The organism is Acinetobacter sp. P1(2023) (assembly GCF_028367635.1).
GTDB classification, from domain to species: Bacteria; Pseudomonadota; Gammaproteobacteria; order Pseudomonadales; family Moraxellaceae; genus Acinetobacter; species Acinetobacter pittii_E.
Map to the genome: position 1 here is coordinate 56,010 of NZ_JAQNDD010000008.1, position 19,115 is coordinate 75,124.

A 19,115-nucleotide genomic window follows, 5' to 3' on the forward strand; every position below is an offset into this window, starting at 1 on the left:
ATTAAAATATTTTAATCAATTCTATTTTAAATAAACATCCAATAATAATTTATCTTATTAAAATCAACTATTATATTCATCTATTTTATATATCTAACTTTATAAAATCCCTAACATTACAGCTCTAATCGCTGCTGAAATTTTATTATTCACATTTAACTTCTGCATTGAATTACAGAGATGAAAATTTACTGTTCTTTCAGTTACCCCGAGAATCTGAGCAATCTCTGCTGACGTTTTTCCTTCCGCAGTCCAACGTAGAACCTCTTTTTCCCGATTCGTTAAATAAAGATTAAACTGAGCAAATTCTGTTTCATTCACAATTTTAGCAATACTGGAATGTACTGTCTGAGATAGCCAAAACATATTGGTATATTGAGCTTTCTGCTCTTTTTCTGATAATTGGTCAGTGGATCTTGCGAGTGTTAGCATACCCCTTGTACCAATAAAGTCACGGCTTGACTGTGCCCAACCGACATTTAAACCATAAGAACGCGCCTCCTCCCAAAAATCTTTTTGAGATTGTGTGTTCGCAGATTGGCTCGACCAGACAAGAGGTTGAAGTGATAGCATACAATGCTGTACGGTTGGATCTACCCTGACATATTGCTGTTTAACATAACGCTTCTGCCATGCTTCGGGATAATTATTCAACATAATCGTTTTTGGTTCAGCAATAGATAATGGCGACTGCATACCATAAGCACAATAATCAAATCCAAGCTTTGAAGCTGTAGATTTGACTACCTCAAATAGCTGATATTCATTTTTTACCATCAGAGATGCTGATAGTAGATCTTCTTGCCAATTTTCCATTTACTCTCATTAAACCTCATGCATAAATCATTTTTATTTAGTTGCATATAGTGAATTCATAATCCAATTAACAACATTTTGAGCCTGAGGGGGTGGTAAATTTTCCGGATAAACTGGTTTCAGAAAGCTTTTTAAGGTTGTTATATTGCATATGCGAATTATGCTTGAAAGCCTCAAATTTACAGGATGCATTTTATTCCAAAAATGAGTATTTTTTATTTTTAAAAGGAGCCTATTATTTCTTCTTGTTTATATATTTCTATTAATTTAACTAAATAATAACTTCTACTAGTGATACTAGCAGTATAAGTTTTTTATTTATTATTTGATGAAATTCATAATAATTATAAAAATTTTGAACATATTATTTAATAATAGGATAGATATTATCTACAATACATATAAAAAACTTAAACTGTTGATAATCTTGAAACAAGCAACTCTCATATTGGAGCTATAGAGGGGTCAATTTCTGCGTAAGTAAAACTCCCTGCCCGAAGTACTTTCTAAAGAACAGCTTAACGTTATGTACCACCGGATTACGGCTAACCTGTAAAACTTAACAGTATTTTGTTGGCAATAATTTATGTTATTTATCTATAGAACTGTAATTCAAGTCACTTGAATAGGTAGCATGGTCACAATCCCCTCTGATTTTTCAATCTCAACAGATGGTTTTATTCGGATGAATGAAATCCAACTTATGAATTACCCCCTCCAACACCTCATATCTATTGTTGAAACTACACAAATTGAAGACTCCCAAATTCTATATTGTGGATTTACTGAATGGGCAACATCACGGAGCCCAGCTTTAAGTACAGGATGGGACTGGGAATTTATTGAGAACAATGGAATTGCTAGCTTAAAACGAATTGGGCTACCTCGAAGCAATATCATGATTGTTGATTTATCTGGTAGAGATATTGGATTTGATGTTACTGAAACATTAATCGAAAAAAAAATAGATTCTTTGTTTTGGGAACAGTTCATTTATGCTCAAATCAATACAACCCAAACAAAGACTAAATTAAGTCCAAATTTCTCTTAGAAACCTGTAAATTCTTACAGTTACCACCTTTTCAGCTGTCGAGTAAAGTCGCCTGAAAAATAAGTGGAAGCACTTGTAATGAATGTTATTGCTGGATTCCAAAACAATTTTTCAGAAGTCCTATATACCAAATTTAAAAGTTACCGCTACAAGGTATTTGTTGAACATTTGGGTTGGGAATTGAACTGTCCAAATAATGAAGAACTAGATCAATTTGATAAAATCGATACAGCTTACGTCGTCGCTCAAGATAGAGAATCCAATATTATTGGCTGTGCCAGACTACTACCCACGACTCAGCCCTATTTACTGGGTGAAATATTTCCTCAATTAATGAATGGAATGCCTATTCCTTGCTCACCAGAAATTTGGGAATTATCAAGGTTTTCAGCCGTAGATTTCTCGAATCCACCGACCTCTGCTAATCAAGCAGTGTCATCCCCTGTCTCTATTGCTATTCTGCAAGAAGCGATCAACTTCGCGAGAGAACAAGGTGCAAAACAACTCATTACGACCTCACCTCTTGGGGTAGAGCGGTTATTACGTGCCGCGGGTTTTCGCGCCCATCGTGCAGGACCGCCAATGGTTATCGATGGTTATACTATGTTTGCATGCTTGATTGAAGTGTAGTTGGTTAAAGAATATTGGTGACATTGCAAAGATGAAGGTCTTAACCCGAATCTCGTTTCATTCGCTAAATTTCAAAAGCCCTAGTCAAAAGATTAGGGCTTTTCTTTATTTGAAGATTCAAACTGAATATTAAGACTGCTCAGTAATTTTGGTTTTCAAATTTAATTCTGATTTCTTATGGTAAGCCTCATCAGTTTTAGTCTGCCAATCACGTGGCATAAATGAAGTCGATATAATTGCAACGATAGCCATACTTCCAATATAAAGCATAATTAAATATGGATTGCCTTGCCCAACACTCAATAATTTAGTCGCAATCATTGGTGCTAAACCGCCACCTAATACGCCAGCCAACTGTACCGAAATTGAAATTCCACTATAACGAATTTCCGCAGGAAATTGACGGGCAAAAAGCTGAGCTTGTGGTGCGTACATAATGGGAAAGACCACGCCAATTGCTAAAACAATTGCTGTCCAGACTAACACAGGGTCTTTTGTGTTGAGCATGGTGAAAAATGGATAGCAGTAAAGTGCCAATATGCACAGCCCAAACATAAACATATTGCGTTGGCCAACTTTATCTGACAAATGTCCACATAACGGTGTCATAAATAGAATGACTACTGCACCGCAAATGGTAGCAAACAAAATATCTTGGCGTGGGATTCCAAGCTGTGCAGTGGTATAAGCCAAGGTAAATGTTGAGGCAATATAGAACCATGCATTCTCGGCAGCGCGAGCCAAAATAATGGTGATGAGTTGCTTTGGATGGTTTTTAAAAACTTGTAAGGCAGGAACTTTGACTTCTTCGGACTGCTGTTTTACTTTTTCAAAATCTGGTGACTCAGGCACTTTCACTCGAATGTACCAACCTACTGCTAGTAAAATAATGCTGGCAAGAAATGGTAGACGCCAACCCCAACTAAATAAAGCTTGTTCAGGTAATAACGATACCAGTCCTAATGCGATTGAGGCCAGCATTAAACCGCCGCCGGTACTGGCTTGAGGCAAACTACCCCAGAATCCTTTACCACCTTCGGGTGCATGTTCAACAGCCATAAGCACAGCACCGCCCCATTCACCGCCCATTGCCATCCCTTGAATAAATCGCAAGACAACTAAACAAATTGCAGCCCAGTAACCAATTGACTCGTAAGTTGGTAATAAGCCAATCAGTACCGTTGGGATCCCCATGAGCATTAGGGTCAGCAGCAACATCGATTTACGGCCAATCTTGTCACCAAAATGACCAAAGACTAGCCCTCCTAAAGGTCGCCCAATAAACCCCACTGCATAGGTTGCAAATGCAGCAAGCACACCCGTAAGGGCATCCAGATTTGGGAAAAATAATTTGTTAAAAATCAGTGCCGCTGCCGCACCGTAAATAAAAAAGTCATACCACTCAATGGTTGTGCCGACCATGCTAGAGATGCCTGCTAATCGATGTGATGACTTTTTAGTAAGTGAACCGTTTCCATGTACTGTTTGCATCGTAATTTCCTTTTTTAGATTTTCTTGTTTTGTCTTTTTTATGCTTATGACCAGTCCTGACCATAAGCATTTTCAGGTCACGCTTTATCTCCTTAAGCTTTTTATGTTTTTGTAATACGGTTTAGCTCAATTTTTCTAAAATTTGCTCTAGCTCCGGATTACGTTCTTGCCACTGTGGTTGTTTATCTTTATCGACAATGAGTGCACGAACACCTTCAATAAAGTCTCCATGCTCAAACCAGATGTCTTGTAAATCACGTTCAAGCTGCATACATTGTGGTAAAGAGAGTCCACGGCCTAAATGTTGTAGTTTTAAACTGGTTTGTCTGGCAATAAATGAGCGTTGCTGCAAAATACTGAGCATCTTGTTTGCCCAAGTTTTTAAGCTTTCATCTTGTTCATTTTCAAGACTTTGCTCGATTTCATCTAAATGATGATATCCGAAATGTTTACGAATGCCTTCTGCCAACTGTTTGAGCTCACTTTCAGCTGGGCGAGTAATAAATCGGGTAATGATGTGTTCAATTCCCTCTTTGCTTAAACTTGGCGCTTCAACGAGAGCATTTTGCAAAGCTTGTAACTGCTCGCTTGGTACATGGTAGTCAATTAGGTCGAGGTAGAGTGCATCACTACTGCTGATCTGCTCTCCCGTAATTGCCATATAAACGCCAATATCATCAAGGCGAGACAGGAAATGCGTTGCGCCCACGTCTGGAAAAAAACCAATCGCTGTTTCAGGCATGGCAAATCTGGACTTTTCGCTGCTCACCACAATGTGACAAGCCTGAGCCAAGCCAAAACCACCACCTAATACATAGCCATCAAGTACAACGATGATCGGTTTTGTATATTCACGCATTGTATTGAGCATTTTATATTCAGCACTAAAGTAACCTTTGTAATCGGCCGTGCCATTTTTATAACTGTCATAGAGATAGCGAATATCTCCACCTGCACAAAAGGCTTTCGGGCTATTCGATTTGATTAAGATAGCCTGAACAGCAGCATCATTTCGCCAAAGTTCCAATTGGGCACCAATGCCTTCAATCATATCTAGCGACAATGCATTGAGATGAGTCACACGGTCTAAGGTAATTACGCCGAGCTTACCTCGTTGCTCAATCATTAAGTGATTTTCTGTATTCATTTTATTGATCTCTTATTGATTTTTAAAATTCGCCTTTCGTTTTTCAACGAAAGCCTGCATTCCTTCTTTTTGGTCAGATGTTGCAAAAATTGAATGGAACATACGTCTTTCAAAACGTAGGCCTTCAGTGAGATTCACCTCAAAAGCTCGGTTAATCGTTTCTTTGAGCATCATGTTTGCAGTTAAAGATCGTGCTGCAATTTTCTCTGCAGCTTGCAAGGTTTGTTCAAGTAATTCTTCTTTGCTAAACACATGTGCAACCAAACCACTTTGCTCTGCTTCTACAGCGCCCATTTGACGAGCGGTAAAACACATTTCCATTGCTTTAGCTTTACCAATCGCATGGGTTAAGCGCTGTGTGCCACCAATACCTGGAATTACGCCTAAAGTCACTTCAGGCAAACCAAACTTGGCGTTGTCAGCACAATAGATAAAGTCACACATGAGTGCCAATTCACAGCCGCCACCTAACGCATAGCCACTGACAGCTGCAATTAAAGGTTTACGGCGCTGTGCAATACGGTCTGCAAGATGGAAAAAGTCATCAAAATAAATATCAGGGAATACCAAATCAGCCATTTCTTTAATGTCGGCCCCTGCGGCAAAGGCCTTTTCAGAACCTGCCAATACCATACAACCAATTTCGCGGTCTTTTTCGAGCTGATCTAATGCCTGATTAATTTCACTAATTAATTCACTATTTAAAGCATTAAGCGCTTGAGGGCGATTTAGTGTAATCAGTCCAACCCCATTACGCTTTTCTAATAAAATACTTTGCCACTGCATTATTTATTCCTTGTTCTAGTTTTATAGACTACGTGCAATCACTAAACGTTGAATATCACTGGTGCCTTCGTAAATTTGACAAATACGTGCATCACGATAGATACGCTCAATTGGGAAGTCTCTCAGGTAGCCATAGCCACCAAACACTTGTAGCGCGCTCGAGCACACCCGCTCAGTCATTTCTGAAGCAAATAGCTTGGCCATTGAAGCTTCATTCAAACACGGTTGTCCTGCTTCTTTTAAACGCGCAGCGTAGTGAACCAGTTGTCTTGCTGCTTCAATTTCAGTTGCCATACTGGCAAGGCGAAATGCGATGGTTTGATGCTCAAAAATTGGCTTTCCAAAAGTAATACGCTCTTTGGCATAACGGGTTGCTTCTTCGAGCGCCGCACGTGCTAAACCGACTGCTTGTGCAGCAATACCAATACGTCCACCTTCTAAATTGGCAAGAGCAATTTTCAAGCCCTCACCTTCTTTGCCAAGCATGAGGCTTTTATGAATGCGCACATCGGTCAGAGCAATCTGACACGTATCTGAAGCATGCAGACCGAGTTTTTCTTCAACACGAATTACTTCATAACCCGGCGTTTCACGTGGGACTAAAAATGCGCTAATGCCCTTTTTGCCTGCACTTGGGTCGGTTACCGCAAATACAATAATGACACCTGCATTATTACCTGAGGTAATAAATTGCTTGGCACCATTTAAAATGTAATCGTCACCATCTTTCACCGCGCGAGTTTTAAGTGCTGCCGCATCTGAACCCGTATGCGGTTCGGTTAAAGCAAAAGCGCCGATCATTTCACCTTGTGCTAAAGGTTTTAAAAAACGCTCTTTTTGCTCATCGGTACCAAACTTCAAAATAGGCACACAACCAACCGAGTTATGTACACTCATGATGGTCGAGGTTGCGCCATCGGCTGCGGCAACTTCTTCAAGCGCCAGTACATACGCCAAGTTACCTGTATCTGAACCACCCCATTGCTCTGAAACAAGCATTCCCATAAAACCGAGTTGACCCATTTGAGCCAATGTGTCTTTCGGGAATGTTCCGTCTCGGTCCCAATCACTGGCATTGGGTTTGATTTGTTCTTGAGCGAAACTTTTCGCCATATCACGAATGAGTAATTGTTCTTCGGTAAATTGCATTGTTATTTCCTTTACCCTGCTTTAGCTTGTTGTTTAGCAATTTCTTGATTGCGCAGTAAAAAGCGCTGAATTTTGCCACTTGGAGTTTTAGGTAATTCACTCACAAATTCAACTAAACGTGGGTAAGCATGTGCAGAAAGTCGTTTTTTTACAAATTGGCTAAGTTGTTCAGCAAGTGCCTCTGAAGGTTGCGCATCTGCGGCTAAAATCACGAATGCCTTAACGATTTCGGTACGGTCTGGGTCAGGTACACCAATCACTGCTGCTTCAACCACCGCTTCATGTTCGAGTAAAGCACTCTCTACATCGAACGGACCAATGCGGTAACCCGATGTGGTGATTACATCATCACTGCGCCCTACAAAGCTCATGCTGCCATCAGCATGAAGCTCGGCAGTGTCACCAGTTAAATAGTAATGACCAACAAAAGGTGATTTACGGCTTTCTTTATAGCCGCCAAACCACATCATTGGAGACTGGCTAATATCGACTGCTAAAATTCCTGGTGTGTCGGCTGGAAGCTCTTCACCTTGTTCATTGACAATCGCAACACGGTAGCCCGGGCTTGGGAAACCTGCTGAACCGGCATGAATTTCATGTTTTAAACCATGATGATTACACACCACCATGCCCACTTCAGTTTGCCCATAGTGGTCATAAATCGGAGCATCAAGCACTTGTTTAAACCAGCGAATTACTTCTGGGTTGAGTGGTTCGCCTGCACTACTCACCACACGGAACTGACCTTTTAACGGCGCCATTTGTGCTGGGTCAGCTGCCATCATCATGCGATAAGCCGTAGGCGCACCTGCCAAGTTGTTAATTTTATAATCTTTCACAATTTGGCATAAACTATCTGTGCTGAAACCACCTTCATAGAACAAGGTAGCGTGACCCAAGAATAACGGTCCAGTAATCGCATAGTACAGACCATATGCCCAACCCGGATCGGCAATATTCCAGAAAGAGTCATCTTCGGTTAACCCAATGGCATCTTGCATATATCGCCCAAAGGCAATCAGTGCTTTTAAAGGCACTTCCAATGGTTTAGCAGGACCTGTAGTACCAGACGTAAACATGAGTAAAAATGGATCTTGGATGCTACGCATGACCAGATCACATTGATCGGACTGCTGCTTCACTTCATTCCAGAAATTAAAATCACCTGCTTTGAGCGGAGTACCTTGTACATCGGCAACTGTCACAATTGCAGGGCAATTTTCAATTTCATCAAGCTTGCTACGGTTGCCCATGTCGGTCACCACCAGCTTACTTTGTGCAAGCTGAATCCGGTGCTCAATCGCCTTTGGACCAAACGCAGTAAAGAGTGGTTGATAAACTGCACCAATTCGCCAAGCCGCAAAAATAGTCACGATCAGTTCAGGTGTTCTTGGTAATAGCCCTGAAATACGGTCGCCTGCTTTCACACCTTGTGATTTTAAGAAGTTTGCAAACTGACTCGACCACTCTTTTAGTTCACGGAAGGTATATTGCTCTTTTCGGCCGTCTTTTCCTTGCCAATACAGCGCAATTTTGTCGCTATCTGCGTGTCGATCACAGCATTCATAGCAAGCATTTAAGGCATTAAGTGAACCTGATAACATCTGTTTTGCAGTACTTTCCAAATCGAAAGCCTGTGCAGCATTTTGATAATCCATCATATCTTTTCCCTCAGTCCGGATTTGTTGTTATTCACGACAGAGTTTAATGTGTTTAAAGCCATCCTTTGGCTTTGTCGTTATGCCTCTTGTGGCAGGTATTGCTGAATAATGCTCGAAAAATCAAGATTGGCATTACCGCGCATGCACATTTGCTGATACAGCTGTTGTACCATACCGCCCAACACCACAGGTTGTTTCACTTGCCCTGCCGCTTCTACCGCAAGACCCAAATCTTTCAGCATCAGCTGAGTGGCAAAGCCATCTTGATAACCTCGAGATGCTGGCGCATTTTCATTAATATGCGGCCATGGGTTACACACATCAGAGCTCCAGCAACGACCGCTTGAGGTGTTAATGACGCCTGCTAATGCTTGTGGGTCGATACCTAACTTCACGCCCAGCGCCATACCTTCGGCAACAGCAGCCATTGAAATACCTAAAATCAGGTTATTGCAGATTTTGGCAATTTGACCTGCACCGACATCACCACAATGAACAATATTTTTGCCCATGTGGCTAAGCACAGGTTTTACTTCGTTAAAGGTTTGATCATCGGCACCTACCATGAAGGTTAGAGTTCCTGCTTGGGCACCAATGGTTCCACCTGAAACTGGTGCATCACAGATTTTAATATTTTTGCTTTGCGCAACAGCAGCAATGTCTTTAATAGTCTGCGGGTCAATGGTACTGCTATCAATGCATAAGCTACCTGCTTTTAGCACTTCCAATACACCATTTTCACCCAAGTAAACTTCTTTAACATGCTTGGCTGCAGGCAACATAGTAATGACCACATCAGCTTGTTTTGCTGCTGCCTGCGGGCTGTCACATACTACACCACCTGCCTCGGCAAAGTGCTGAATCGCGACTTCACTGAGGTCATAACCATAAACTTTGATTCCGGCTTTGAGTAGGTTTTGGGCCATTCTGCCGCCCATATTTCCTAGACCGATAAAGGCGATATTCATCCGTGATCCCCTTAACGTAAACTAATAGTTGTGTTTACACTGCCAACTTCATTGCTATCTTCAAACCAGCGACTGGTAATCGTTTTGGTCTGAGTATAGAACTGCACAGCTTGTTTGCCGTATGGTCCCAAATCACCCAGTTTAGAGCCTCTTGAACCGGTAAAACTAAAGAAAGGTACTGGCACAGGAATTGGAATGTTGATACCGACTTGACCAATATCAATCAGGTTTTGGAAAGTACGCGCAATGGCACCGCTTTGGGTAAATAGACCTACACCGTTACCAAATGGGTTGGCATTGATAAGAGCGATAGCTTCATCGAGTGTGTCTACACAAATAATAGAAAGAACAGGACCGAAGATTTCTTCTTTATAAATACGCATGTCGGTATTTACACCACTAAAAATCGTCGCGCCGATAAAGTTACCAGACTCATAGCCTTGTACTTGAACATCACGACCATCGAGCAGCAGTTCTGCACCTTGCTCTACACCACTATTAATCAAGTCAAGCACACGCGCTTTAGCACGTTTTGAAATCACTGGCCCAATGTCAGTATTTGGCTCATGGCCTGCGTTTACTTTTAAAGTTTTCGCTTTTTCAACTAACTCTTGAATCCACTGTTTGCTGTCGCCAACCATAACTGCAACAGACAACGCCATACAACGTTGCCCAGCCGCACCAAACGCTGCACCCACCAAAGCATTTAAGGTTTGTTCTTTATTGGCATCAGGCATGACCACAACATGGTTTTTTGCACCCATCATCGACTGCACGCGTTTACCATGTTGTCCTGCAAGGTTATAAACATGTGTGCCAACCGCAGTTGAACCTACAAATGAAATTGCTTTAATATCTTTATGAGTACACAAGCGATCAACCACTTCTTTACCGCCGTGCACAACGTTGAGCACACCTGCTGGAATACCTGCTTGAATCGCAAGTTCAACCAGCATCATGGTTGATAACGGATCTTGTTCTGATGGTTTTAAAACGAAGGTATTGCCGCATACGATTGCCATTGGGAACATCCAAAGCGGAATCATGGCCGGGAAATTAAACGGAGTAATACCCGCACATACACCCAAAGGTTGTTGCAAGGTATACGTGTCTACACCACGCGCGACACCCTCAACATATTCTCCCATTTGTAAGGTGCCGATCGAACAAGCATGTTCAACGACTTCTAAACCACGTTGAATATCACCCTCAGCATCTGCCAAGGTTTTGCCCTGTTCAGCAGTCAGTACTTGCGCAATTTCTTTCATGTTGGCACGAATCAAGTCTTGTAGCTTGAGCATGATGCGCATGCGTGCCTGAATTGGGGTCTGACGCCAAGAAGCAAAAGCATCTTGTGCAGATTGAATAGCAGCATCAACTTCTTTAACCGTTGCAAATGGTACACGACCAATCACTTCCTGAGTTGCAGGGTTAATAATGTCTTGCCATTCCTGTGTTTCAGACTCGATAAAATTTCCGTTAATGAGTAATTTAGCGGTTTCCAATTCGATTTTTTGGATTGTGTTCATAACCTCTCCGTAGGCCATATTTTTATTGTGTTCAATTATTAGAAAATACTTTTTGATCGTATTTTCTTTATTCCAGTTTCAATTGAGACTAGCAAAGAAAACTTTGACCACCAACGGAAATTCATGCACGATTGTTGTGCAAATATGCACAAGGATGACAACAAAAATGAAAGTGGATTGGGATCATCTACATTTTTTTCTGGTTTTAGCGCGGACTAAAACCCTAACCAATGCTGCGCGGATTATTGGTGTCGAGCACAGTACAGTGGCTAGACGGATTCAGGCACTAGAACTTGCTTTGGGTACAACATTGTTTAAACGTGAAGCGACGGGTTATGAGTTGACACTCGAAGGGATGGCACTTGTTCCTCGAGTTGAGCAAATGGAACAAGCTTTCTTACAAATTGAAAAACCACATCAACCTTTGCAAGGCCGTGTGCGAATTGGCACACCTGAAGGTTTTGGTACTGCGTTTTTGGCCCGCTTACTGGCTGAGTTCTCTATTCAATATCCACTGCTCACCATCGACCTGATTCCTGTGCCGAAAATGATTAAGCTCTCACACCGTGAAGCAGACATTGTGGTGTCGATTGATCGTCCTACGTCTGGCCCTTACATCATTACACGGTTATCAGACTACTGCTTAAAAATTTATGGCAGCCAAAACTATCTGGCGCAAAACCCACCCATTCGTGGTTTAGAAGATTTAACCCAACACCGTTTTGTGAATTATATTGATGATCTGGTATATAGCCCTGAACTGTACTGTCTAGAACGGCTACCTTTAAAACTGAATGCCAACTTCCGTAGCAGCAGTATTTTGGCTCAACAAATTGCCGTGAGCGCTGGTGCGGGGCTTGCGATTTTGCCCAAGTTTCTAGCAGATGATAAGCCTGAACTCGAAGAAGTATTAGAACAGCAAGTTCGCTTTACCCATACTTTCTGGATGCTGACCTTTGTTGATTTACAACATGAACCGCGCATTAAGTTAGTTTGGGATTATTTACGCAAACAAGCCGATAAATATCAACATTTGTTAGTTGATTAAATATCAAATAAAAAAGCCAATCACTGATGATTGGCTTTTTTGAAACTATGAAACATTAATCAAAAGTTTCTTGACCTAATTTTCTTATACGTGGCTTATAGAACACAAAATAAGTTACACTTAAAACTACTAACCATAGTGGACTCACATATACTGCTTTTAATGTATCTGGCTCGAGTGCCAAAATCACCAAAGTAAACAAGAAGAATGCAATAACGACATAAGCCATCAGCACACCACCCGGCATTTTAAAGGTGGATGCGGCATGAAGTTCAGGACGAGTTTTACGATAACGTAAATAACACGCCATGATTAAAATCCACACACTAATGAATAGAATCACACAAAGTGAACTTGCCAGAGTAAATGCTTCCATCGTATTTGGAACAAAATACTGAAGCACTGCCCCACCCATAATGAAAATACATGAGAAGATTAAACCGTTCGATGGCACTGCACGCTTTGATAAACGTCCCAATGCGCTCGGCGCTTGACCATCTTTTGACAAACCAAATAGCATACGACTGGTTGAAAACACACCGCTATTCATTGAAGACATAACTGAAGATAGCACCACCAAGTTCATGATGATGGCTGAAATCGGAATACCTGCATTTAAGAACAATTCAACAAACGGACTTTTATCTGCACGGATGTGATTCCAAGGTGTTACTGACATTACGACAAAAAGTGCCAACACATAGAACAGGATAATACGTAGTGGAATCGCGTTAATTGCTTTCGGTAAGTTGGTTTGTGGATCTTTCGTTTCAGCCGCTGTTGTACCAATCAGTTCAACGCCAATAAAGGCAAACACGGCGATCTGAAAACCAGCCAAAAATCCGCTTACACCTTTTGGAAATATGCCGCCATGTGACCATACATTACTGATACTCACAACGTCACCATGAGGGGCTTGGAAATGAGTGAGAATCATGTAGCCACCCACGCCAATTAAGCCAATAATCGCCAAAATCTTAATCAGTGCAAACCAGAATTCAACTTCACCAAATAGCTTTACTGTAAGCAGGTTCAGCCCTAAAACGAATAGTACACAGCCTGCACTAATCATGGCCTGTTGCACGGGTGAGAAACTGGCACCTTCGGGCAGCCAGAAACTTAAATAGTTAATAACCGCTGAAAGGTCCGCAATACCGACTAGCACCCAGCCTAACCAATAGGTCCAGCCGATATAATAACCAGCCCATGGGCCAATCAAGTCATACGCCATATCAACAAATGACTTGTAATGTAAGTTAGCAAGTAATAATTCACCTAATGCACGCATTAGAAAAAAGAACATCCCGCCAATTAACATGTAAATAACGAGAATTGAAGGACCTGCGAGGGAGATGGTTTTGCCCGAGCCCATAAATAGGCCCGTTCCAATTGCACCGCCAATTGCAATCAATTGTAAGTGGCGATTACTTAATTTCCGTTGTAAATGATCAGGGGAGCTTGCCTCATCAGAATGATGAACCATTGTCATATTAGAAGTCCTTTTTATATTTTGCTTAATTTAAATCAGCAACCTATAGGGAGAAAAACGAACCATATATCGTGGGTTGCTGAGTCTATACCTCAGGACAAGATGTTCAAGTATATTTTTCCCTTAATTGATAAATCGTTTGCCCTGATTTTTTTAAGTCACATTATTTATGTACTGCCTTCACGGCAATTTTAATTAACCAATCTGGGTTTCCAGATTAGCCGAAGTGTAGCATGCGATTATGCTAGATGTACTTTTCCAACACCCTCCAAATTGCTCTATTGATCCAAAAATAAACAATATTATTCCGATAAAAAATATAATAAAAACAAAAAAAGCCAATCATAATTGATTGGCTTTTTAATAAAACTTAATGATCGTTGACGAGTTCACGTCCCAGTTTTTTCATCCGTGGTTTATACAACACATGATAGGTAACACCTAAAATGACTAACCATACTGGACTGACATATAACGCCTTTAAAGTATCGGGTTCTAGCGCCAAGATGACTAAAGTGAAAAGCATAAATGCTAAAACAACATAACTCATCCAAACGCCGCCCGGCATTTTAAAAGTAGACTTTTTATGTAATTCAGGACGTAATTTACGATAGCGTAAATAGCACACCATGATGAGACTCCAGACACTAATGAATAGAATCACACAAAGTGAACTTGCCAAGGTAAATGCTTCCATGGTGTTGGGAACAAAGTACTGAAGCACTGCTCCACCCATAATAAAAATACATGAGAAGATTAAACCATTTGAAGGTACTGCACGTTTTGATAAGCGTCCAAATGCTCCCGGTGCCTGACCATCTTTTGATAAACCGAACAGCATACGACTGGTTGAAAACACGCCACTGTTCATTGAAGACATGACTGAAGATAGCACCACCAAGTTCATGATGATGGCAGAAACAGGAATACCCGCATTTAAGAACAACTCAACAAACGGACTTTTGTCTGCACGAATATGGTCCCAAGGCGTTACTGACATCACAATAAAAAGTGCTAGCACATAGAACAAAATAATACGTACCGGAATCGCGTTAATTGCTTTCGGTAGATTCTTTTGGGGATCTTTGGTTTCAGCAGCAGTAGTACCCACCAGTTCAACCCCGACAAAGGCAAACACGGCAATCTGGAATCCGGCCAAGAAACCTTCCGTACCTTTCGGGAATAAACCGCCATGCGACCAAACGTTACTAAAACTTGCTACAGCACCTTGTGGAGCTTGAAAATGGCTGAAAATCATATAGCCACCCACACCAATTAGGCCAATAATGGCCAAAATCTTAATGAGTGCAAACCAGAATTCGATTTCACCAAATAGGCGTACTGTCAGTAGGTTAAGACCCATCACAAACAATACACAGCCTGCACTAATCATGGCCTGCTGTATTGGAGAGAAGCTTGTCCCATCTGGCAACCAGAAGGACAAATAGTTAATGACTGCTGAAAGGTCCGCAATACCGACCAGCACCCAGCCTAACCAATAGGTCCAGCCCAAATAATAACCAGCCCAAGGACCAATCAGGTCATGAGCCATATCAACAAAAGATTTGTAATGCAGATTTGCAAGGAGCAACTCGCCCATTGCACGCATTAAGAAAAAGAACATTCCTCCAATAATCATATAGATTAAAAGAATTGAAGGACCTGCGAGGGAGATAGTTTTGCCCGAACCCATAAATAGGCCGGTTCCAATTGCACCGCCAATAGCAATCAGTTGTAAATGACGGTTAGACAGTTTTCGTTGCAGATGATCAGGAGAATTTTCTGTATCTGAATGACGAGCCGTTGTCATATTAAAATTCCTTTTTGAATTCCTTTGTTAAGATCAGCAACCTATGGCGAAAATTGAACCGTATGCCATAGGTCACTGAATCTGTTCACCAAAAATGACTGGTTAAACCGTATCTATCTTCCTTCTGTTAGATACATCATCATTTTTGGAGTAAAAACGAATTACTTTTGTGCTGCCGTCACGGCAATTTCAATGAGCCAGTCCGGATTGACCAGATCGGCCTGAATTGTGGCACGAGATGGAGCAACACACCCTTTTAACCAGTCAACCCAAATTGCATTTACAGTTGAAAAGTCAGAAAGATTTTTTAAATAGAGCTGCGCAGAGAGCAAGCGAGACTTATCTGTATTGGCTAATGCCAACAGTTCATCAATCGTTGCAAGAATTTCACGAGTTTGGCCTGCCACATCTTGCTCGGTATTTTTAGGGACCTGACCTGACAGATAAACCACTTTGTTAAAAACAGTCACGGCACTCATGACTTCGTTAGTATTGATCTTTTGTATATCTGAATTCGACATTCGGATTTCCTTATACCTGATTAATAAATTGAACACGGGCGGTGACGGCACACATCAGTTCATAGCCCACCGTACCGGAAGAAACTGCGACATCATCAATAGGTAACACGACGCCTGTACTTGATTGGCCCCAAAGCACGACTTCACTGCCAACTTTGGCACTCTCAATACCCGTTAAATCGACTGCCAACATATCCATGCTGACACGGCCAATTGTGCGAGTGCGAACAGAGTCCACTAAAACAGGTGTTCCTGTTGGAGAAATACGCTGATAACCATCGGCATAACCACAAGCCACAATGCCAATCGTCATGGGCTGCTCTGCGACAAAGTTTGAGCCATAACCTACGCTTTCATTCGGTTCTAAATGTTGAACAGAAATAATTTCACTGCGTAAGCTCATGGTCGGTTGTAAGCCCCAATCCGCAATACTATGCGTCGGGTAGTCTGGCGAGCTGCCATAGAGCATGATGCCGCTACGTGCATAGTCTGATTTGAGCTGATCTTGATAACGCAGAATTGCCGCACTATTACTTACCGACCTTTCACCCGGTAAATCTTTAATAATTTCTTCAAATGCAGTGATTTGATAATCGATGCCCTTCTGGCCAAAACGATCGCCATCTGCATCTGAAAAATGCATCATGTGGGTAATCTTGGACACGTTCGCCAAGTTATTTAAACGGTCCCAAGCCTGAACATAGTGCTGTGGTTTAAAACCGAGACGGTTCATACCACTGTTCATTTTTAGGCAAACATCAAATTGAGCAGGATAAGGATGCTTTTCAACCCACTCAATTTGCGCTTCACTATGAATGGTGAAACTGAGTTGATATTGCACACAATCAAATAAATCTTGAGGAGAGAAAATCCCTTCGAGCAATAAGATCGGACCTGTCCAACCTAGAGCGCGAATTCGTTTTGCTTCATCAAGATCAAGTAAGGCAAAGCCATCTGCTGCTTTAAATGCCTCATAAACACGTTCAATTCCGTGTCCGTAAGCATTGGCTTTTACAACGGCAAAGACCTTACTGTCTGGCATAGCCTTGCGTACCACCGCCAAGTTATTTTGTAAGGCCTGACGGTGGATCACTGCAGTAATAGGACGAGGCATGATTACTTTCCTAACGTCCGTTATGCAGCATGCGCTTGTGAATAACGCTGAATTGAAAGGCCATCGGTACTGATTTCAGTCTTATGATTCAACACGATGTCACTGATTAATTTTCCTGAACCACATGCCATGGTCCAACCTAAAGTACCGTGGCCTGTATTCAAGAACAGATTTTTAAAGCGAGTCGCACCAATAATTGGGGTACTGTCTGGAGTCATTGGACGTAGGCCAGTCCAGAAAGATGCCTGTGCCATATCGCCGCCCGGGAACAAGTCCTGAGTGACCATTTGCAAGGTTGCACGGCGGTCTTCATTTAAACCTAAATTGAAACCGCTTAACTCTGCCATACCGCCTACGCGGATACGTTGGTCGAAACGAGTAATCGCAATTTTGTAGGTTTCATCAAGCACTGTAGATTGCGGAGCAAAAGCAGGGTCAACAATTGGAATCGTCAACGAATAACCTTTCACAGGATATACAGGCAACTGTAGATCAAGTGGTTTCAAGAAATCACGTGAATAGCTACCAAACGCTAAAACATAACGATCTGCGGTTAAGACCTTACCATTGACCTGAACGCCTTTAATTTGATCGCCTTCAACAATCAATTTTTCTACGTTTTGGTTGAACTGGAAGTTAACACCCAACTCTTTAGCAATTTGAGCTAAAGCATTGGTAAATAAATAACAGTCACCTGTCTCGTCATTTGGTAAATGCAAACCACCAACGAGTTTATCTTGCGCATTTGCTAACGCTGGTTCTACACGACCAAGTTCGTTGCCATTTAATAATTCGTAGCTTACGCCGCACTCTTCAAGCACGCTAATGTCGCGTTGAACCGCTTCCATTTGTGCTTCTTTGCGGAATAACTGTAACGTGCCTTTAGCACGGTTTTCGTAGTTAATACCTGTATCTTTTCTGAGTTCACGTAAACAATCACGGCTATATTCAGCCACGCGCATCATACGTTCTTTGTTCACAGCATAGCTTTGTGGATTACAGTTTTTCAGCATTTGCGCCATCCACTGTAACTGCCACATGCTGCCATCTAAATTAATGGCAAGCGGTGCATGGTGTTGGAACATCCACTTCACAGCTTTAAAAGGAATTCCTGGTGCTGCCCAAGGGGTCGAATACCCAGGCGAAATTTGCCCTGCGTTACCAAAACTTGTCTCTTCAGCAGGACCTGACTGGCGATCGAGAACAGTAACCTCAGCTCCTTGTTGAGCTAGATAATAGGCACTTGCCACTCCAATAACGCCGCTACCTAAAACAATTACGCGCATTTCCATTCCCTCACGCACACCAGTTTATTTCACTAGTATATTTCTGCTTCAATAGTTTATTTCACTGTTTTTCAGGGTATAATCTAGGTAAATTTATGTTTTTCTCGCGAGAATTTTAAAAAAAGAGGAAATATCTATGCGCCCCTTAGATCGTATAGATCGCATGATTCTGGACATTTTGCAGCGCGAAGGACGAATTGCGATTAGTGAATTGGCATCGAGAGTTAACCTGTCTACCACCCCTTGTTCAGAGCGTGTAAAACGCCTTGAGCGCGATGGTATTATCATGGGTTATTACGCCCGTCTAAACCCAGCTTACGTGGACCGTAACCTTCTCGTCTTTTTAGAAATTAAGTTATCTGCCAAATCTGGCGATGTATTTGATCAAGTGGCCAGAGACTTAGTTGAAATTCCTGAAGTTCTCGAATGTCACCTTATTTCAGGCGAATTTGACTACCTTGTAAAAGCTCGCTTAAAAGAAATGAGTGCATACCGCCGTTTATTAGGAGATCTATTAAAAAAACTTCCCGCTTCGGCATCTTCACACAGTTATGTCGTCATGGAAGAAGTGAAAGAAACTCTGTATTTAGATGTAAGCAAGTAAAGCGAGCATTATTAA

At 41.7% G+C, this 19,115-nt stretch carries 17 protein-coding genes; 4 read left to right on the forward strand and 13 right to left on the reverse strand.

Annotated features, from left to right (window positions below; translation table 11 throughout):
- Positions 1 to 99 precede the first annotated feature (99 nt).
- The gene (gene abaR, locus POD11_RS12720; protein ID WP_107882155.1) at positions 100 to 816 is read right to left on the reverse strand and encodes a LuxR family transcriptional regulator AbaR; all 717 of its coding nucleotides are present in this window, start codon (positions 814 to 816) and stop codon (positions 100 to 102) included.
- A 634-nt stretch (positions 817 to 1,450) separates the two neighbouring features.
- Between abaR and POD11_RS12725 the strand changes: the two genes are divergently transcribed.
- Positions 1,451 to 1,867 (forward strand): DUF4902 domain-containing protein, encoded by a 417-nt coding sequence (locus POD11_RS12725; protein WP_239968993.1) that lies wholly within the window; start codon positions 1,451 to 1,453, stop codon positions 1,865 to 1,867.
- Between the two features lie 63 nt (positions 1,868 to 1,930).
- A complete protein-coding gene (gene abaI / locus POD11_RS12730) occupies positions 1,931 to 2,497 on the forward strand; it encodes an acyl-homoserine-lactone synthase AbaI (RefSeq protein ID WP_262457382.1) in 567 nt (188 codons plus the stop codon).
- 129 nt (positions 2,498 to 2,626) lie between these two features.
- Here the strand turns inward: abaI and POD11_RS12735 are convergent, their stop codons facing one another.
- The 7 genes from POD11_RS12735 to POD11_RS12765 form a co-directional block, all read right to left on the reverse strand.
- On the reverse strand, positions 2,627 to 3,988 hold the full coding sequence (locus tag POD11_RS12735; protein ID WP_262457383.1) for an MFS transporter: 1,362 nt from the start codon (positions 3,986 to 3,988) through the stop codon (positions 2,627 to 2,629).
- Positions 3,989 to 4,109: 121 nt separating this feature from the next.
- Positions 4,110 to 5,135, reverse strand: a complete 1,026-nt coding sequence (locus POD11_RS12740; RefSeq protein WP_262457384.1) for an enoyl-CoA hydratase/isomerase family protein — start codon at positions 5,133 to 5,135, stop codon at positions 4,110 to 4,112.
- Between the two features lie 12 nt (positions 5,136 to 5,147).
- Positions 5,148 to 5,921, reverse strand: a complete 774-nt coding sequence (locus tag POD11_RS12745; RefSeq protein ID WP_262457386.1) for an enoyl-CoA hydratase — start codon at positions 5,919 to 5,921, stop codon at positions 5,148 to 5,150.
- Positions 5,922 to 5,942: 21 nt separating this feature from the next.
- Positions 5,943 to 7,070: an acyl-CoA dehydrogenase family protein gene (locus tag POD11_RS12750; RefSeq protein ID WP_151964480.1), complete on the reverse strand. Its 1,128-nt coding sequence runs from the start codon at positions 7,068 to 7,070 to the stop codon at positions 5,943 to 5,945.
- A gap of 11 nt (positions 7,071 to 7,081) precedes the next feature.
- The gene (locus tag POD11_RS12755) at positions 7,082 to 8,731 is read right to left on the reverse strand and encodes an AMP-binding protein (protein ID WP_262457390.1); all 1,650 of its coding nucleotides are present in this window, start codon (positions 8,729 to 8,731) and stop codon (positions 7,082 to 7,084) included.
- A 77-nt stretch (positions 8,732 to 8,808) separates the two neighbouring features.
- Positions 8,809 to 9,699, reverse strand: coding sequence for a 3-hydroxyisobutyrate dehydrogenase (gene mmsB / locus POD11_RS12760; protein WP_262457392.1), 891 nt, complete (start codon positions 9,697 to 9,699; stop codon positions 8,809 to 8,811).
- Positions 9,700 to 9,710: 11 nt separating this feature from the next.
- Positions 9,711 to 11,228 (reverse strand): CoA-acylating methylmalonate-semialdehyde dehydrogenase, encoded by a 1,518-nt coding sequence (locus POD11_RS12765; RefSeq protein ID WP_262457394.1) that lies wholly within the window; start codon positions 11,226 to 11,228, stop codon positions 9,711 to 9,713.
- A 166-nt stretch (positions 11,229 to 11,394) separates the two neighbouring features.
- On the opposite strand from POD11_RS12765, the gene POD11_RS12770 reads away from it, so the two are divergent.
- Positions 11,395 to 12,276, forward strand: a complete 882-nt coding sequence (locus POD11_RS12770) for a LysR family transcriptional regulator (RefSeq protein WP_016142532.1) — start codon at positions 11,395 to 11,397, stop codon at positions 12,274 to 12,276.
- A gap of 55 nt (positions 12,277 to 12,331) precedes the next feature.
- On the opposite strand, the gene POD11_RS12775 is transcribed toward POD11_RS12770, so the two are convergent.
- The 5 genes from POD11_RS12775 to POD11_RS12795 all read right to left on the reverse strand — a co-directional run bounded on the left by POD11_RS12775 (position 12,332) and on the right by POD11_RS12795 (position 18,496).
- The gene (locus POD11_RS12775) at positions 12,332 to 13,765 is read right to left on the reverse strand and encodes an amino acid permease (RefSeq protein WP_262457395.1); all 1,434 of its coding nucleotides are present in this window, start codon (positions 13,763 to 13,765) and stop codon (positions 12,332 to 12,334) included.
- Between the two features lie 370 nt (positions 13,766 to 14,135).
- Complete coding sequence (locus POD11_RS12780) at positions 14,136 to 15,575, reverse strand: amino acid permease (protein WP_262457397.1); 1,440 nt, start codon at positions 15,573 to 15,575, stop codon at positions 14,136 to 14,138.
- 161 nt (positions 15,576 to 15,736) lie between these two features.
- Positions 15,737 to 16,096, reverse strand: coding sequence for a RidA family protein (locus tag POD11_RS12785; protein ID WP_000071347.1), 360 nt, complete (start codon positions 16,094 to 16,096; stop codon positions 15,737 to 15,739).
- A gap of 10 nt (positions 16,097 to 16,106) precedes the next feature.
- The gene (gene alr / locus POD11_RS12790; protein ID WP_262457398.1) at positions 16,107 to 17,210 is read right to left on the reverse strand and encodes an alanine racemase; all 1,104 of its coding nucleotides are present in this window, start codon (positions 17,208 to 17,210) and stop codon (positions 16,107 to 16,109) included.
- Positions 17,211 to 17,230: 20 nt separating this feature from the next.
- Positions 17,231 to 18,496 carry a D-amino acid dehydrogenase gene (locus tag POD11_RS12795; protein WP_262446307.1) on the reverse strand — a complete coding sequence of 422 codons (1,266 nt, stop codon included), beginning with the start codon at positions 18,494 to 18,496 and terminating at the stop codon, positions 17,231 to 17,233.
- Positions 18,497 to 18,632: 136 nt separating this feature from the next.
- Here POD11_RS12795 and POD11_RS12800 point away from each other — a divergent pair, with 136 nt between their 5' ends.
- Positions 18,633 to 19,100 (forward strand): Lrp/AsnC ligand binding domain-containing protein, encoded by a 468-nt coding sequence (locus POD11_RS12800; RefSeq protein WP_001247568.1) that lies wholly within the window; start codon positions 18,633 to 18,635, stop codon positions 19,098 to 19,100.
- Positions 19,101 to 19,115: the final 15 nt, after the last annotated feature.

What these genes read in the sequence shown, in the direction of transcription:
- POD11_RS12775 (WP_262457395.1), bottom strand. Translation starts at nt 13,765, where the DNA reads ATGACAATGGTTCATCATTCTGATGAGGCAAGCTCCCCTGATCATTTA.
- POD11_RS12750 (WP_151964480.1), bottom strand. Translation starts at nt 7,070, where the DNA reads ATGCAATTTACCGAAGAACAATTACTCATTCGTGATATGGCGAAAAGT.
- POD11_RS12755 (WP_262457390.1), bottom strand. Translation starts at nt 8,731, where the DNA reads ATGATGGATTATCAAAATGCTGCACAGGCTTTCGATTTGGAAAGTACT.
- POD11_RS12800 (WP_001247568.1), top strand. Translation starts at nt 18,633, where the DNA reads ATGCGCCCCTTAGATCGTATAGATCGCATGATTCTGGACATTTTGCAG.
- POD11_RS12745 (WP_262457386.1), bottom strand. Translation starts at nt 5,921, where the DNA reads ATGCAGTGGCAAAGTATTTTATTAGAAAAGCGTAATGGGGTTGGACTG.
- POD11_RS12725 (WP_239968993.1), top strand. Translation starts at nt 1,451, where the DNA reads ATGGTCACAATCCCCTCTGATTTTTCAATCTCAACAGATGGTTTTATT.
- POD11_RS12785 (WP_000071347.1), bottom strand. Translation starts at nt 16,096, where the DNA reads ATGTCGAATTCAGATATACAAAAGATCAATACTAACGAAGTCATGAGT.
- abaR (WP_107882155.1), bottom strand. Translation starts at nt 816, where the DNA reads ATGGAAAATTGGCAAGAAGATCTACTATCAGCATCTCTGATGGTAAAA.
- POD11_RS12735 (WP_262457383.1), bottom strand. Translation starts at nt 3,988, where the DNA reads ATGCAAACAGTACATGGAAACGGTTCACTTACTAAAAAGTCATCACAT.
- POD11_RS12770 (WP_016142532.1), top strand. Translation starts at nt 11,395, where the DNA reads ATGAAAGTGGATTGGGATCATCTACATTTTTTTCTGGTTTTAGCGCGG.
- POD11_RS12765 (WP_262457394.1), bottom strand. Translation starts at nt 11,228, where the DNA reads ATGAACACAATCCAAAAAATCGAATTGGAAACCGCTAAATTACTCATT.
- POD11_RS12795 (WP_262446307.1), bottom strand. Translation starts at nt 18,496, where the DNA reads ATGCGCGTAATTGTTTTAGGTAGCGGCGTTATTGGAGTGGCAAGTGCC.
- POD11_RS12740 (WP_262457384.1), bottom strand. Translation starts at nt 5,135, where the DNA reads ATGAATACAGAAAATCACTTAATGATTGAGCAACGAGGTAAGCTCGGC.
- mmsB (WP_262457392.1), bottom strand. Translation starts at nt 9,699, where the DNA reads ATGAATATCGCCTTTATCGGTCTAGGAAATATGGGCGGCAGAATGGCC.
- POD11_RS12780 (WP_262457397.1), bottom strand. Translation starts at nt 15,575, where the DNA reads ATGACAACGGCTCGTCATTCAGATACAGAAAATTCTCCTGATCATCTG.
- alr (WP_262457398.1), bottom strand. Translation starts at nt 17,210, where the DNA reads ATGCCTCGTCCTATTACTGCAGTGATCCACCGTCAGGCCTTACAAAAT.